This is a genomic window from Janthinobacterium breve (assembly GCF_051380895.1).
Taxonomy (GTDB): domain Bacteria; phylum Pseudomonadota; class Gammaproteobacteria; order Burkholderiales; family Burkholderiaceae_D; genus Janthinobacterium.
This window is the reverse complement of record NZ_JBNYXY010000009.1, coordinates 1-13357: the sequence shown is the minus strand read 5'-3', so window position 1 is coordinate 13357 and position 13357 is coordinate 1. Positions and strand designations below refer to the sequence as shown.

5 protein-coding genes are annotated in these 13357 nt (G+C 64.3%); 3 read left to right on the top strand and 2 right to left on the bottom strand.

The window, feature by feature from the left end; genetic code table 11:
- The first annotated feature begins 43 nt into the window (after positions 1 to 43).
- From ACQ4W0_RS18450 to ACQ4W0_RS18440, 3 genes are read left to right on the top strand one after another with little or no spacing between them, the layout of a single operon-like run.
- Positions 44 to 481, top strand: coding sequence for an MbcA/ParS/Xre antitoxin family protein (locus ACQ4W0_RS18450; RefSeq protein ID WP_436578062.1), 438 nt, complete (start codon positions 44 to 46; stop codon positions 479 to 481).
- A gap of 2 nt (positions 482 to 483) precedes the next feature.
- On the top strand, positions 484 to 1191 hold the full coding sequence (locus tag ACQ4W0_RS18445; RefSeq protein WP_436578061.1) for an RES family NAD+ phosphorylase: 708 nt from the start codon (positions 484 to 486) through the stop codon (positions 1189 to 1191).
- A gap of 44 nt (positions 1192 to 1235) precedes the next feature.
- Positions 1236 to 1556, top strand: coding sequence for a DUF2288 domain-containing protein (locus ACQ4W0_RS18440; RefSeq protein WP_436578060.1), 321 nt, complete (start codon positions 1236 to 1238; stop codon positions 1554 to 1556).
- Positions 1557 to 1559: 3 nt separating this feature from the next.
- On the opposite strand, the gene ACQ4W0_RS18435 is transcribed toward ACQ4W0_RS18440, so the two are convergent.
- Both ACQ4W0_RS18435 and ACQ4W0_RS18430 read right to left on the bottom strand, forming a co-directional pair.
- On the bottom strand, positions 1560 to 3689 hold the full coding sequence (locus ACQ4W0_RS18435) for a TonB-dependent receptor plug domain-containing protein (protein ID WP_436578059.1): 2130 nt from the start codon (positions 3687 to 3689) through the stop codon (positions 1560 to 1562).
- A gap of 82 nt (positions 3690 to 3771) precedes the next feature.
- Positions 3772 to 13347, bottom strand: a complete 9576-nt coding sequence (locus ACQ4W0_RS18430) for a YDG domain-containing protein (RefSeq protein WP_436578058.1) — start codon at positions 13345 to 13347, stop codon at positions 3772 to 3774.
- Positions 13348 to 13357 lie beyond the last annotated feature (10 nt).

Sequence of the window (13357 nt, the reverse complement as noted above, 5' to 3'; positions counted from 1 at the left end):
GAGTATATATAGTCCATAAACAGAGTTTTATTGAAGGACAGCCATGAATCTCGCCTACGCCTACCCCAAGAGCCGCTTCGAACCGGCCGTGCTCGTCGACCTGAACGCCAAAGCCGAGCGCGAGCGATTGTCGCAGGCAGCACTGAAGGGGTTCTTCAAGCTGGTCGCCGCCTGGAAGCTGCGCGACGACGATGCGCGCGAATTGCTGGGCGGCCTGTCCAGCAGCGCCTACTACGAGTGGAAGAAGCACCCGGACCGCGTGCTGGAGGTGGACCGCATCACGCGCATTTCCTACCTGCTGGGCATCTACAAGGCCTTGCACATCCTGTACGGTGACAAACTCGCCGACGAATGGGTGAGTTTGCCCAACAAAAATCCCGTGTTTGGCGGACGCACACCCCTGTCGCAGATGCTGGCCGGCGGCTTGCTGGCCATGCAGACGGTGCGCAAGCTGCTCGATGCGCGCCGCGGAGGGCTATAATCGTGCCTGCCATCGCCGATGCACAGCTGCCGCCGCTGGCCGCCTTGCGCCAGATCGACACCTGCCGCCTGATACCCTCGCGCTTCGCCGACATGGAAGACTCCGTGCTGGCGCCCCTGGCGGAAGACGACGATCACCTGCGCGAGCTGTTCGAGCTCGATAACGCCACCAACGCGCGCCTGGTGGCCGAGTACGGCGGCGCGCCAGGAATTGGCGTGGACGAGCTGGTTTTTGGCGTACCAAACTTTCGCATCATCAACGCCGCCTATACCTACGCCCGCCCGGAAGGGGCGCGTTTCAACGATGGCGAGCGGGGCGCCTGGTATTGCGCCTTCGACATGCAAACGGCGCTGGCCGAGATCATTTTCCACAAGACCGTGGAGTACCAGGAAATCGACTATTTCGACGACAGCGTCAGCTACCAGTCGCTGCTGGCCGATTTTTCCGCCAGCTTCCACGACTTGCGCGGCCAGGAGCACTACCAGGCTTGCCTGGACCCGGCCAGCTACATCGCCTCGCAAGACCTGGCCGCCATCCTGCTCGAAGCGGGCTCCATGGGCATCATCTTCCCCAGCGTCCGGCACGCCAGCGGCACCAACCTGGCCTGCTTCCGCCCTGCCCTGGTGGGCAATGTTCGCAAAGGCGCCGCCTATCGGTTAACATGGCAGGGTACGCCGACGCCGCGCGTGGAAGCCTTGTCAGGCAAATAAAGCGCGCGCAACGGCACCCGACTCACCGCAACTTGATATTTCGCATGCAAACCAATCCTGAAAAAGACACCGAACTGCGCCTCAAAGTGAACAGCGAAACTGCCCGCCTGGCCTGGAGCGAACTGGAAAAGCACTTCGCCCAGGGCAATATCGTCTGGGTCGCCAATGAACTCGATCTGGTCGAAGTGGCCGTGCGCATCTCGCACGACGACAAAACCACCATCACGCAATGGATGGCCGATGGCAAAGTGGCCAAGGTGTCGGACCAGCAGGCGCTGGACTGGCAAGCAGCCGATGCGGCCCTATGGGCTGTCGTCGTCAGCCCGTTCATCCTGGTGCAGCAGGGCAAGCCCACCCGGCATTGATGCTTACAGGCTGCGCTCGAACAGCAGGCGCAGCGCAGCGCTGCCGTCCAGTGTTGTCAGGCTGTCGCTGCGGCCCGCCTGATCGACGTAGGATTGCCCCTGCAGCTGCTGCTGGCGCAGCAGGTTGGCGGCCGACAGGCGCACGCGCGTTTTCGCGTCCGGCTGCCACAGCGCATATGCGTCGAGGGTGCGCCGCACACTCGCATGGCTGCTGGCGTACGCATCGAGCCGTGCCAGGCCGCCCGTCTGCACGTGCAGATTGCCGCCCATGCTCATCCCCGGCGAGAGCCGGTAATCGAGTCCCAGGTTGAGCGTGGCCGGCACCTGGCTGGCCAGGCGGTTGCCGGGACCCGGCACGGCGGCGACGCTGGACCAGTTGCGCCCCGCATTGGCGCGCGCGTCGACGTCGGGCGCCTGCACCCACCAGGTTCGCAAGGGGAATTTCACATCCATTTCGATGCCGCGCACCGTGGCAGTGCCATTGTTGAACGGGCTGGCAATCCAGATGCCATCGTGCTGGAACAGGCGCTGCACGGTGACGTCGCTGATGCGCCGCGTGTATGCCGACAGGCTGGCCACGCCGCTCTTGCCAAAATAGCGCTCCCAGGCCGCGTCCAGCCCCCACGCCAGTTCCGGACGCAGCCCGGGATTGCCCTGGAAATCAGGGTTATTGGCGCTGTTGCCGTTATTGATCGTGTAGCGGCGCGGCACCAGGTTGCGCGTGGTGGGCGCCTTGTAGGTGCGCGCCAGCGCCAGCCGCAGCTGGTCGCGCTCCTGCTGCGGCGGCTTCCACAGCAGTTGCGCCACGGGACTCCAGACGCTGGCGCGCGTGCGCACTTCGCGCAAAGTGCGGCCCTCGGTGGCCGTCTGCAAGCCTTCCCAGCGCACGCCCGCATACATTTGCAGGCGTGGCGTCACGTCCCATTCATCCTGCGCATACAGGGCCAGACGCCGCACATCGGCCGTGTAGTCTTCATCGAGCGCATACGGCGCGCCACCGGCAAGATACGTGTCGCGCTGGCGGCGCGATTCGCTGCGGCGTATCAGGCTGCCATCCCAACCCAGGCTCAGCGCATGCCCGGCGCCCAACCTTCCCAGGTATTTGCCGCTGCTGTTGAGGCTGTCGTCGATGGCGTCGGAGACCACGCCGCGCAGCAGCAGGGGGGTGCCATCGGCCGCCTCGCCATGAAAGGCGTAATCCGTATCGCGCCGGTTATGGTTGACGCCCAGCTTGCCCGTCAGCTTGCCGGCCGCCCCCAACGCGTGCGCCCAGCTCACATCGCTGCGCGCCGACAACACGCTGGCTTGCGAGGTGGCGCCATTGCGCGGATAGCTGCTGGGCGCCCCCGTCAACACCGTTTCGCTGGCCACGCCGTCAAACCCCGTGCGATACCAGTCCAGCAAGCTTTGCCAGGTGATGGTGTCGCCATTGTCCAGCGTCCAGTGCAGGCGCGGCGTCAGGCTGGCCTTGTTGACGGACGAGGCATTGCGCGTGCGCGTTGCGCGCAGCGCCAGCAGCGTGCCGGTGGGATCAGTCATTGTTTCAGTCGTCCATCCCGCCACGTCATCGGCCGTGCGTTCCAGCGCCCCCGTCAGCGCGTAGGCGAAACCGGGCAGCTTGTCCGCCACGCGCAGGGACGCGGCAGGCTGCCAGCGACCATCCTGCCTGCCCGCGCCCAGCTTCCATTCGCGCTCGGCGCCGCTGGCGCCCTTGCGCAAGACCACGTTGATGCTGCCGGCGACGGCTTGCATGCTGTATTCGGCCGTCGCGCTGCGCAAAATCTCGATGCGCTCGATCATTTCGGGCGCGATGGATTCGATGGAAAAACCCGGTGGCGCCGGTTCGCCATTGATCAGCATTTGCGTGTAGCCGGCGCCCAGGCCGCGCATGCGCACCTCGCTGCCGACGACGGAGACGCCGGGCTGGCGCTTCAGGGCCGCCGCCAGGCTGCTGTCGCCATATTGAACCAGGTCGTCGCGGCTGACGATGATCTTTGCGGCCGTATCGTCGCGCCGCTGCTGCAGGCCGCTGGCGGCGGAAATGGTGACTTTCTGCAGCGGCGCATCTTCGGCGCAGGCAATGGCGGGCAAGAGCAGCAAAAAGAGCGGGAAAGTCGGGATGGAGCTGCGCATGATGCCTTTTCTACACTGCGAAAATGAAGAGCGCAGTGTAGAGGATTTGACAATACGCAGCAAGCGTCTTGTCAGCGCATGCTTACTGGCTTTCGATGCTGGTGTTGCCAGCCGCCGATGGCAGTCGCAGGCCCGTGTCGATCACGTTCAGGCGCAAGCCCGGCAAGACATTGCTGTTCACCGATGCCGTCATCTGCACCAACGGCGTGCTGCCCTGCTGCCGCTGGGCGCCCTCCGCCACCACCTGCACCGCGTCTTCCTTGCTGGTAACGGTTCCGCCTTTCGCCACGCCATCAGCCTGCACCATATTACCCTGCGATGGCGCCACATTGACCGCCGCGATCACGCTGGCCACCACGCTTTGCAGCGCTTCGGTCGGCTTGACGGTCAGCACGCCCGACGTGTACGTCAACGCATAGTTGGTCGACGTCTGGCCGGCCGCCGACACCAGATAGCTGCCCGATGGCGTAGCGATGGTGGCCGGCGTGCTGAACGCCAGATTGCCGCTGACCTCGTTCGCCAGCGTGTCGTTGCCCAGCAAGCCCGTGTAGCTGGCCGTGAAGGCCGGATTGACATGGCCCTGGTCTTTCTCGGCATTGCCCACATTCACCCCCAAGGCCGCCTGCGTGATGCTGGCCGTGGTGGTCGCCGTGGCGTTGACCGTGTAATTGCCAGCGTCCGTACCGCCGAGGACAATGCCGTTCACCGTCACCGTTTTGTTGGCGCCGGCGTTCTTGTCGGCAAAGCTGGCGCCGCTATTACTGACGGTCAGCACGTCGCCGGCGATACGATTGTCCGCCAGGGTCACGCTGGCGTTGGTGGTGGTGTCATACACGCGCGACGCGACGCCCGTGGCGCGCACCAGCAGGCTGGCCGGCGTGATGCTGGCCGTCAAGCCGGTCGGATTGCTGACCGTATAGTTGCTGGCCAGGCCGGTGATGGTGTCGACCAGGGTCGTGCCGCTGACCGACACGGTTTTGCCATTCGCCGCGTTCTTGTCGCTGAACACGGCAGTTTGACCCGCAATGTCCAATGCCTCACCCGCCACCAGGCCGCTCAAGGCGCCACCGGACAGGCTGGCTTGTGCATTGCCGTCGTAGACTTTATTGCCGGCCAGCTGGCCCGTCACCGTCAAGGCCTTGGCCGTAATGCTGGCCGTCAAGCCGGTCGGATTGCTGACCGTGTAGTTGCTGGCCAGGCCATTGGCACTATCAACCAGGCTTGTGCCGCTGACCGTCACTGCTTTGCCATTGGCCGCGTTCTTGTCGCTGAACACGGCGCTCTGGCCGCCAATGCCCAGAGTTTCACCGGCCACCAGGCCGCTCAAGGCGCCACCGGACAGGCTGGCTTGTGCATTGCCGTCGTAGACTTTATTGCCCGCCAGCTGGCCCGTCACCGTCAAGGCCTTGGCCGTGATGCTGGCCGTCACATCGGTCGGACTGGCCACCGTGTAGTTGCTGGCCAGGCCGGTGCTATCAGCCAGGCTGGCGCCGCTGACGGTGACCGTTTTGTTGCTGCCCGCGTTCCTGTCGCCAAACACGCCCATGGTGCCTGACAATACCAGGGTTTCATCACCCACCAGACCCTGCAAGGCACCGCCCGTCAGGCCGGCCGCCAGCGTGCCGTCGTAGACCTTGTTGCCCGCGGCAATGCCACCGATGGTCAATTCCTTCGGCGTGATATTGGCCGTCACGCCGGTCGGATTGCTGACCGTGTAGTTGCTGGCCAGGCCAGTGCCATCGGCCAATTGCGCGGCGCGGGCCGTCACGGCAATGTTGCTGGCCGCATTTTGAGTGGCAAATGTGCCCGTCAAACCGGACAGCGACAAGGTTTCACCGCTGACCAGGCCATTCAAGGCGCCGCCCGTCAAGCTCGCCGCAAGCGTGCCGTCATAGACCTTGTTGCCGGCAGTAACACCCGTCACCGTCAGTGCTTTCGGCGTGATGGCACCCGTGCCGCTGGCCGTATTGCTGGCCAAGGTATAGTTGCCCGCATCCGCGCCACCGAGCGCGATGCCGCTGACGTTGACCGTTTTACCGTTGCCGGCGTTCTTGTCGCTGAACGTGGCCTTGCTGGCGGCAAACGTCAGGCTGTCGCCGCCGAACATGCCGTTATAGGTGGCGCCGGCGTTCAAGATGGCAGCATCCGTGCCGTCATACGTCTTGCCGACAGCCGTGATGCCGCTGACGCTGGCAATTTGCGCCTGCGTGATGGTACCCGCGCCCGTGCCAGTGATGGCCGTCAGATTGTAGTTACCGGCGTCCGTGCCACCCAGGCTCAGGCCGCTGGCATTGACAACCTTGCCGCTGCCGGCGTTCTTGTCGATGAAGTTGGCCGAGGTCGCGCTGACGCTCAAGCTGTCGCCATTGAACATGCCGGCAAACGTGGCGCCGGCGTTGCTGACGGTGGCAGTATCTGTGGCGTCATACGTCTTGCCGGCGGCCATGATGCCGGTCACGCTGGCAATTTGCGCCTGGGTGATGGTACCCGTACCCGTGCCGGTGGTGGCCGTCAGCTTGTAGTTGCCGGCGTCCGTGCCGCCCAGGGTCATGCCGCTGGCATTGACAGCCTTGCCGCTGCCGGCGTTCTTGTCGATGAAGTTGGCCGAAGTCGCGCTGACGCTCAAGCTGTCGCCATTCAACATGCCGGCAAACGTGGCGCCGGCATTGCTGACGGTGGCCGTATCCGTGGCGTCATATACCTTGCTGCCAGCGACGATGTTACTGACCCCGCCGATATTGGATTTGCTGATATTGGCCGTCACGTCAGTCGGGTTGCTGACCGTGTAGTTGCTGGCCAGCCCGGTGCCGTCGGCCAGTTGCGCGCCAATGACGATGATCGCCTTGCCGGTGCCGGCATTCTTGTCGCCAAAGGCGCCCGACAGGCCGGACAGGCCCAGGGTTTCGTTACCGGCCAGGCCGCTCAAGCTGCCGCCGGTCACGCTTGCCTTGGTCGTGCCGTCATAGACCTTGTTGGCGGCCACCACGCCGGTGACCGTCAGCGCTTTTTGCGCGATGCTGGCCGAAAGGCCGCTGACAGGGCCGACCGAGTAATTGCTGGCAAGGCCGCCGTTGGTGCCGTTGGACAAGGTGCCGCCGGTGATGCTGACGGCCTTGCCGCTGCCTGCATCCTTGTCCGCAAACGCACCGGCCAGGGCCGCCAGGCCAACCGTTTCCGAGCCCACCAGGCCGCTCAGGCTACCGCCCGTGATGGTGGCGCCCTCCGCGCCATCATAGGTTTTGTCGGCCGCCAGCGCGCCGGTAACGGTCAGCACTTTTTGCGTGATGGAACCCGTCACATTGACCGGATTGCTGACCGTGTAATTGCTGGCCAGGCCGGTACCGTCGGCCAGGCTGACGCCGGACACCGTCACCGGCTTGCCGTTGCCGGCGTTCTTGTCGCCAAACACGCCACTGCCGCCGGAGACCACCAGCGTCTCGCCCGTTACCAGGCCCGTCAAACTGCCGCCGACCAGGGCCGCGGCCTTGGTGCCATCATAGGCGCGCGTGCCCGCCGTCATGCCAGATACCGTCAGCGCTTTCGGCGTGATATTGGCGATCAGGCCGGTCGGGTTGCTGATCGTATAGTTGGCCGCCAGGCCGCCATTGCCACCGTTAACCAGGCTCGAACCGGTCGCCGTCACCGTCTTGTCGGTGCCGGCGTCCCTGGTATCGAAGGTGGCGCTCAAACCCGTCACACCCAGGGTTTCCGAGCCGACCAGGCCGCTGATCGAGCCGCCCGACAAGGTCGCCTTGGTGCTGCCGTCATACGCCTTGTTGACGGCCGACATGCCGATAATCGTCAGCGCCTTCGGCGTGATGGTGCCGCTGCCGCTGCCGGTAGTGGCCGTCAGATTGTAGTTGGCCGCGTCCGTACCACCCAGGGCGATGCCGTTCACCGCCACCGTCTTGGCGACGCCGGCATTCTTGTCGGCAAACGAGGCGTTGGTGGCGCTCAGCGAGAGGCTATCGCCACTGAACATGCCATTGAAGGTTGCGCCGGTGGCGCTGACGGTGGCCTTGGTATTGGCGTCGTAGACCTTGCTGTTGGCGACGATATTGACGACGGTGCTGATGGTGGCCTTGGTGACATCGGCCGTCAAACCGGTCGAATCGGTGACCGTGTAGTTGGACGCCAGGCCACCATTGGCGCCGCCCGTCAAGGCCGCGCCACTGACGGTCACCGCTTTCGCGGTGCCGACATTCTTGTCGGCAAACAGGCCCGTCATGCTGGTCAGGGTCAGGGTTTCCTTGCCGACCAGGCCGTCCAGGCTGCCGCCGCTGATGGTTGCCACCGTGCTGCCGTCGTAGACCCGGTTAGCGGCTGTTGCACCGATCACCGTCAATGCCTTCCGGGCGATGCTGGCCGTGGTCGTGGCACTGGCATTGGTGAGGTTATAGTTGGCCAGGTCGTTGCCCGTCAGCGTGATGCCGGAGATATTGACAGTCTTGCCGGTGCCCGCATTCTGGTCGCTGAAGGCGCCGCTGGCGCTGGAAAAGGCCAGATCGTCGCCAACCACCATGCCGGTGATGACGGCCTTGCCGCCGATCACGGCGGCAGTGATGCCATCGTAGGTCTTGTCGCTAGCGCTCAAGCCGCTGACACTGGAAATGCTTGCCTTGGTGACGTTGCCGGTCACACTGGTCGGATTGCTTACCATGTAATTGCTGGCCAGGCCGCCGGTATTGTCGGCCAGCGTGGCGCCGGTGACGGTGACGATCTTGCCGCTGCCAGCATTCTTGGTGGCATAGACGCCGCTCAAGCCGGACAGCATCAATGTTTCGCCGCTGACCAGACCATCGAGCACGCCGCCCGCCAGGGTTGCGGCAGTGGTGCCATCGTAGACGCGGGTTACCGCGCTGGCACCAGTGACCGTCAGCGCCTTCGGCGTGATATTGCCGGTGACGCCGGTCGCGTTGCTGACCGTATAGTTGCTGGCCAAGCTGGTGCCATCAAGCAGCGTGGCGCCGGTCATCGTCACGGCCTTGCCGTTGCCCGCATCCTTGTCGTTGAATGCGCCACTCTGGCCGGACAGGCTCAGGGTTTCGCCGCTGACCAGGCCATTCAGGGTGCCGCCCGAAATGATGGCCTTGGTGTCGCCATCGTAGGCCTTGCTGGCAACGGTCACGCCACTGACCGTCAAGGCTTTTTGCGTGATATTGGCCGACAGGCCCGTCACGCTGCCGACCGTGTAGTTACTGGCCATGCCATTGCTGCCGTCACTCAAGCTACCGCCGGTGACCGTCACGGCCTTGCCATTGCCGGCGTTCTGGTCGGCGAAGGTGCCGGACAGCGCGCCCAGGTTGACCGTTTCGCCGCTGATCATGCCGCTCAGTGCACCGCCGGCAATCACCGCCGCCGTGTTGCCGTCGTATTCCTTGTTACCGGCCGCCGCGCCGGTGACCGTCAAGGCTTTCGGCGTGATATTGGCCGTCACGGAGGTATCAGCCAGTGTGTAGTTGGAGGCCAGGCCGCCACCGCCGCCATTACCCAGCGTGGCGCCAACCGTGACCGTCTTGCCATTGCCGGCGTTCTTGTCGGCAAAGGCGGCCGTCGGGCCTGCTGTCAGCGTTTCGCCGCTAATCAGGCCGGTGATGCTGCCCTTGTTGATGGCGGCCGTCGCGTTGCCATCGTACTCTTTGTTATCCACCGCCAGGTTAGTCCAAGTCAGCGTCTTGGCCGTGATGGTGCCGGTAACGCCGGTCGGCGCGGTAAGCGTGTAGTTGCTGGCCAGGCCGGTGCCATCGGACAGCGTGCCCAGAGTGACCGTCACCGCTTGGGTGCCGGCGTTCTTGCCGTCGAATACGCCGCCCGTGGCGCCCAGGTTCAGCGTTTCGCTGCCAATCAGGCCGCTCAGGGTGCCACCTGTCAAGGTGGCGCTGGTGTGGCCGTCATACTCTTTGCCGGCTGCGGTGACGCCCGTCAAGGTCAGCGCTTTCTGCGTGACGGTGCCGGTCAGGCCGTTCGCCGTAACGATATAGTTGCCGCCAGCGCTGCCGGTGGTGATCGCCGTCACGACCTTGCCGGTACCCGCGTCCTTGGTGTCGAAGGTGCCCGTGTTGAACGTGACGTTGCCGCTGTCCTGCGCCAGCAAGCCGGACAGCGAACCACCGCTGAGCTTGGCGGCCGTCGTACCGTCATAGGCGCGCGTGTCCACCGTCGCGCCGGTCAGGGTCGCGGTGAGTTTGTCGATGGTCAGGGTGGCCGCGTTGGCGCTGATGGCATAACCATGCTGGCCCGAATACAGGGCGCCGGCCGTGATAGCGTAAGTGCCTGCATTGACGGCGCTGCCCGCCGCGCCATAGTTCAGGGTGCCTGACAGCACGGCATTCGGATTCGAGAAGGTGACGCCCGGTGTCGTCCAGCTATTGGTGCCGTCATAGGTCTTGCTGGCGTTCGAGGCAAATGTCACCTGCAGCGGCGTCATGAAAGCGCGCAACAAGGGGTAGGTGTTGGTGTCGTAGACGATCCACGCACCGGACAGGTCCCAGCCTGGCGTGGTATAGGTGGACAGCAATTTCATTTGCGCGGTGGTCAAGCCGCTACCCGTCGCGCTGGTCGACTTACCGCTGGTGGCGGTATCCCAGAAGTTGCCGGAGGAACTGCCGGTGCCGCTATTGGTGCCGACCAGTCCGCCCGCGGTGCTGCCGCCTGTAACAGTGCCACTGGCATAGTTGTTGGTCAGCGTGCCGGCATTCAAACCGACCAGGCCGCCGATGACGCCGGTGCCGGTGACGGCGCCGCTGGCGTAACTGTTGGTGATGGTGCTGCCGACGCCGTTCGCGCCGACCAGGCCGCCTACCTGGGTGCCGCCGGCTACGCTGGCGGTACTGAAACTGCCGCTGACGAGGCCCAGGTTGCTACCGATCAGCGCACCCGTACCATTCTTGCCGGTGATGCTGCCGTCTTCGAGGCCGATATTGCGCACGGTGGCGCTGCTTGACGTCGCGCCGAACAGGCCGGCGAAATTCGTGCCGGGACGGTAGACCACCAGCCCGGACACCACATGGCCGGCGCCGTCCAGCGTGCCGGTGAATGGCGCTGCCGTGTTATTGCCGACCGGAATGAAGCTGCCGCCATTCCAGACGTCGGTCGCCAGGCCGGTGGTCGCGGCGTTGATATCCATGCCCAGCGTGTAATTGCCGGCCAGGTTCATCGCCATCAATTGCAGCTGATGCGACGAGTTGATCGTGGTGCTGTGCTCGGACGCCAGCATCGGTCCGGTGGCGCCCGGCGCGCCGCTCAAATTGTTCAGCGTGCCGTCGGTATCGACCATGACCCAGTTATTGCCGGTCAGACCAGTCGTGGTCGTGAAGCTGAACGTGGCGAAGTTCGCTGCGGTTTGCATTTGCGTCGCTGTCAGCCCGCTGATCGAGGTGGTGGCCCCACTGGTGCTGAGGACGCCGATGGCCGTCATTGGTGACGGGTTCAGCGTTGTATTGAAATAGCCGCCGTTGATCGAGCTGGTGCCGGCCATGTTCCCGACCACCCCGCCCGGCGTACCCGTGCCGCCGCTGATCAAGCTCACTGCGCCGGACGAATAAACATTCGTGATCGTGCCGCCGGCTGGGCTCGAACCCACCACGCCGCCTGTCGCGACCGTGCCGGTGACCGCACCGGTGGCATAACTGTTGGCGATGGTGCCCCGGTTATCGCCGACCAGGCCACCGTATGCGCGAACTGTGCCGGTCGTCGCCCCGGCCGTAACCGAACCAGTGGAGTAACTGTTGGTGACGGTCCCCTTCAAAAAATTGTAGCCAACTACGCCGCCGACTTGCCCGGCGCCGATGATGACGCCGGTGTTATAACTGTTGGTGATCAAGCCTGTGGCGGTGCCAGTACCATTGCTGTAGGCGACGCCGCCCGCGCCGACGCCGGCGGTCACGGCGCCGGTATTGAAACTGGCGGTGATGCTGCCCAGGTTGCTGCCGACGAGGCCGCCGGCTGTCAATTTGTTCACGGCCACCGTGCCGCTGTTATAGCTGTTGCTGATGTTGCTGCCAGCGATGGCTTGACCGACCAGGCCGCCGACAAAGCTGCCGCTATTGGTCGTCACCAGCAGCGCGGCGCTGTTGTAGCTGTTGCTGATGGTACCGGAGTTTTTCCCGACTAGGCCACCCAGCGACACCAGACCCGGGCTGGTCAGCGTACCGCCGCTGACGTAGGCGTTATTGACGGTGCCGGCGTTATTGTAGCCGACAAGTGCCCCCACATAACCATAGGTGCTGCTCGGCACGTTGGACGTTATCGTCGGCGCGACCAGGCCGATATTGCGCACTTGGGCAGTGGAGCTGATCATGCCGAACAAGCCCACTCCGGCGCCGGCGGTGGTATTGCCGATCCTCAAGCCATTGATGACATGGCCCAGGCCGTCGAACTGGCCGGTGAATGCCGTGGCGGTGGTGCCGATCGGCGTGAAGCCGTTGGAGCCCCATACCGCCGTGTTCGACGTGCCGCTGGCGTCGATATTGGCGCCCAGCACGAAGTTGCCGGACAACGCATTTTTCAGGCCCTGCAAATCGGTGCCGCTGGTGCTGGTAGCCGCGCCCAGGCTGTTGATCACCGTGTAGGTCGTCGCCGTCGCCGTATCGCTGCCCAGCTTGGTGCTGAAGTTATTGCCTGATGGCAGGTCGATCTCGGCCTTGACATTGTAGGTGGCCAGATTGCCGGCGGCGACTGCACTCTGGCCATACTCCAGCGCCAGGCTGGCCGTGCCGGTACCGCGCATGGCCTTGTTGATATTGATATTGTTTTGCGCCGTCAGGGTCAGCTTGTTGGCCGACCAGGCAATCGCTTCGTTGACATTGACGTCGCCGGCCGTGCCGCCGCTGCCGTTGGTACTCTGGATCTGCACCGAGCCCTTGTTCAGGCTGCTCATCAGGTCGGTGCCGGTCATGTTGCCGCCGGTGGCGGCGATCGTGAAGTCGACCGGATCGATCAGCCAGGTGCCGGACAGGCCATTGGCTGCCTTGGTGCTGACATTGATGCCGTTGGCAATATTCACGTGTGCGGCCGAGGTATCGATAAAGCCGCCCTTGCCACCGTCAGGCGCGCTGGCGTCCAGCGTACCGCCCGCGTTGACGGTGCCGGTCTGCATGTCGCCCAGCAATTTAATCGTGCCGCTACGCGTATCGATGGTGTGCGCCTCGATCACGCCGGTATTGTTGACCACTGTTTTCAAGAGGTCGCCGGCTGCCTGCGCCGTCAATACTACGCTACCGCCATCGGCGCGGATCAGGCCGCCATTTTGCACCAGCGCGCCCACCGCGCCCCGGTCCACCGCCACGTTCAGCAAGCCGTCGCCGGCCACGTCCAGCGTAATCGCCTGGCCCGCTGCCAGGGCCACCGAGCCCAGGCGCGCCTGGATCGTGCCCTCGTTCGATACATGCGCGCCCAGCAAGGCCACATAGCCGCCCGGCGCGCTGATGCTACCCTGGTTCAGGACTTTCCCGCTGCCATTGCCTGAAAATTGGTACTTGCCCGACATAAAGTCGCTATTGGAAATGTCCAGGGTCGAAGCCACCAGGCCCGCCGTGTTCACGGACGCGCCCTGGCCGAACAGCACGCCGTTCGGGTTGACAATAAACACCTTGCCGTTGGCCGACAAGTTGCCGAGGATGGTCGTGCCGTCGCTGCCCAGCACGCGGTTCAAGGCCACCGCATTGCTG

Coding starts and splice junctions, on each gene's coding strand:
- ACQ4W0_RS18450 (WP_436578062.1), top strand. CDS start 44: ATGAATCTCGCCTACGCCTACCCCAAGAGCCGCTTCGAACCGGCCGTG.
- ACQ4W0_RS18440 (WP_436578060.1), top strand. CDS start 1,236: ATGCAAACCAATCCTGAAAAAGACACCGAACTGCGCCTCAAAGTGAAC.
- ACQ4W0_RS18435 (WP_436578059.1), bottom strand. CDS start 3,689: ATGCGCAGCTCCATCCCGACTTTCCCGCTCTTTTTGCTGCTCTTGCCC.